Annotated in this window: 2 protein-coding genes and 2 pseudogenes; all 4 read left to right on the top strand. The window is 41.6% G+C overall.

The features are described from left to right. Positions 1-391, top strand: a pseudogene (locus tag ABLV54_RS13155) (SUMF1/EgtB/PvdO family nonheme iron enzyme); the annotation flags it as partial. Positions 392-686: 295 nt separating this feature from the next. Next, positions 687-1457 (top strand): SUMF1/EgtB/PvdO family nonheme iron enzyme, encoded by a 771-nt coding sequence (locus ABLV54_RS13150; protein WP_226566138.1) that lies wholly within the window; start codon positions 687-689, stop codon positions 1455-1457. A gap of 45 nt (positions 1458-1502) precedes the next feature. Next, complete coding sequence (locus ABLV54_RS13145; protein ID WP_004217423.1) at positions 1503-1619, top strand: hypothetical protein; 117 nt, start codon at positions 1503-1505, stop codon at positions 1617-1619. A 21-nt stretch (positions 1620-1640) separates the two neighbouring features. Next, positions 1641-2060, top strand: a pseudogene (locus ABLV54_RS13140) (SUMF1/EgtB/PvdO family nonheme iron enzyme); the annotation flags it as partial. Positions 2061-2106 lie beyond the last annotated feature (46 nt).

The raw sequence follows: 2106 nt of genomic DNA, 5'->3' as shown, positions 1-2106 counted from the left end.
CACAACCCGCTACGGGGGAGACTTACCCGAAATCTGATTTATTCAACAAAGCCTAGATGAATACACAGATGGTTATGGTTTTCCTATTTATCCCATTGGGAAATATCCTCCGAATCCGCTAGGTTTATACGATATGGGGCTAAGTGGAGCCGAATGGAGTAATGATTGGTATTCAACTGATTATTATTCCCACTCCCCTGTTTATGATCCTCAAGGTCCAGTTAAAGGTAATGAAAAAGTTTTAAGGGGGTATGTTGGCGGAGATCGTCAGTATGCCTTGACTATATTCAGGTAATCGTCACAACCTGTGCCAAAATTTGCTGGGCGTGATGATTATCAAAAGTTTGGAGTTAGTCCTCTTTTTGTATTTCGTTGCGTTATTAATAAATAATATCGTTTGGCGGTAATACTATATTATAGTCGGAACGCTCAATGAATATAATATTCCGCTGGACAGCCTGTTTAAACCTGTCCCGGACATCCTGATGTCAGAATACCTTGCCATGATCGACGACCAGCACCCGACGGGTACAATGACTGCCTGATGCAATGGCTGAGGTGATAAGATGAGAAAATTAATCGTAGTTGCTTCCGTTGCTGCCGGTTTACTGACAGGGTGCGATCAGGGAAATACCACCGGGAGTGAAAAAGCAGCTAAAGCACTTGTGGATAAATCGGTCTCTAATATGGTCCCCGTTCAGGGTGGTGAGTTTTTAATGGGTGATTTTGGTCCATTAGTTGGTGAAAAATTACCTTTCAGCATACAACAGGATGATAAAACTTTACATAAGGTTATTTTAAGTGATTTTTCGATATCAAAATATAAAGTCACTAACGATGATTTTAATGTTTATTTGAAAGTAACAGATAAAAAAAATCCACCTGTGGATATACTGGCACAACGTCATCCTTCTCTGCTAAAGGGGGATTATCCTGCAGGTGTTATCTGGCAACAGGCAAAAGATTATTGTCAGTGGTTAGGTAAAAAATCCGGTAAAAAAATTGATTTGCCGACAGAGGCACAATGGGAGTTTGCAGCAAGATCCAGAGGTCAGTATCTTCCGTTTGCTACTAACAATGGTGAGTTTACACCAGGAAAAAATGTCCCAAGCCAGGATGAACTGAATAAATACACTGACGGGATGGGGCTTCCCATTTATCCAGTAGGTAAATACCCATCAAATCCCATAGGGCTGTATGATATGGGATTGAGTGGTTCAGAATGGACCAATGACTGGTATGCAGCAGATTATTACTCCAACTCTCCGGTAAAGAATCCTCAGGGACCAGAGCAAGGGACCGAGAAAGTGTTGCGTGGGAATGTTGGCGGCGACAGACAGTACGCATTGACTATGTTTAGACAATCGGCTTCACCACTCCCAGAAGAAGTTGATGGTGACTATGAAAAATATGGTGTTGGTCCGCAGTATGTATTTCGTTGCGTCATCAATAAATAATGTCGTTTGGTGGTGACATATATCATTTTAACCGGAGCAACAGCGTTGAATGAATGTTCCAATAAACCGGAGAGACTATTTAAACCTGTCCCGGATAGCCTGATGTCAGAATATCTTGCCATGATCGACGACCAGCACCCGACGGGGACAATGACTGCCTGATGCAAAGGCTTAGGTGATAAGATGAGAAAATTAATCGTAGTTGCTTCTGTTGCTGCCAGTTTACTGCTCGGATGTGACCAGAAGAGTACTGGCAAGCGTGAAACCTTGTCTGAAGCGCTTGTTGCTAAGTCACTCTCTAACATGGTTCCCGTTCAGGGCGGCGAGTTTTTAATGGGGGATTTTGGACCATTAGTCGGTGAAAAACTGCCTTTCAGCATAAACCAGGATGATCAGGTATTACATAAGGTTGTATTAAGTGATTTTTCGATATCAAAGTTTAAAATTACCAACGATGATTATAATAAATATCTGCAAATAACAGGGGTAAAAAAATCACCCATCCATATTTTTTTAAAAAATTATCCATCCTTGCAAAAAGGAGATTATTCTGTTGGTGTTACCTGGCAACAGGCAAAAGACTATTGTCAGTGGTTAGGGAAGGTGCGAATAAGCAGGTCATTTCTTCCCAAGCTGACTCGCTGATTAA

Source organism: Klebsiella sp. JB_Kp042 (genome assembly GCF_040065275.1).
Classification (GTDB): domain Bacteria; phylum Pseudomonadota; class Gammaproteobacteria; order Enterobacterales; family Enterobacteriaceae; genus Klebsiella; species Klebsiella quasipneumoniae.
The sequence above is the reverse complement of the archived record's forward strand: the minus strand, read 5'-3'. Positions and strand labels throughout refer to the sequence as shown.